The sequence below is a fragment of the Massilia sp. NBRC 108631 genome (assembly GCF_059704565.1).
This window is the reverse complement of sequence record NZ_BAAKJE010000236.1, coordinates 1-589: the sequence shown is the minus strand read 5'-3', so window position 1 is coordinate 589 and position 589 is coordinate 1. Positions and strand designations below refer to the sequence as shown.

Sequence of the window (589 nt, the reverse complement as noted above, 5' to 3'; positions counted from 1 at the left end):
CGTGGACACCACCACCAAGGGCATCGACATCGTCACCAGCTGGCCGGTGCAGACCAACGGCTACGGCAAGCTCGACTTCACGGTGGCCGGCAACTACACCAAGACCGACGTGACCAAGGTGCCGGTGACGGCGCAGCTGGCCGCGCTGTCGCCGGCGCCGGTGCTGTTCGACCGCGTCAACGTGCTGACCTTTACCGACGGCACGCCGAAGACCAAGTTCATCGGCAGCAGCACCTGGTCCTACGGCCCGTTCGGCGTCACGGCGCGCGCCACGCGCTACGGCAAGATCCTGGCGCCCGGCACCACGGCCAACCTGGACTTCTGGATGAGCGCCAAGACGCTGGTCGACCTCGAAGGCCGCTACGCCATCACCAGCAAGCTGTCGCTGGCGGTAGGCGCGGACAACCTGTTCGACCAATACCCTGACGCCTACCCGGCCGCCCTGAACACGACCGGCAACGCCCCGTACTCGAACTACTCCCCGTTCGGCCGCTCCGGCCGCTACGTGTACGCCCGCCTGAACTACTCCTTGTAATACGGCAAAATGGGGTCAGGGTTAATTAATTTGTCTTGGACAAATTAATTAACC

1 protein-coding gene is annotated in these 589 nt (G+C 63.7%); it reads left to right on the top strand.

The genetic code is table 11. From position 1 onward, the window contains the following. Positions 1-535, top strand: a 535-nt coding sequence (locus tag AC6H42_RS25540; protein WP_497549257.1) for a TonB-dependent receptor domain-containing protein, incomplete at its 5' end; no start/stop codon positions are given. Between the last annotated feature and the right edge of the window lie 54 nt (positions 536-589).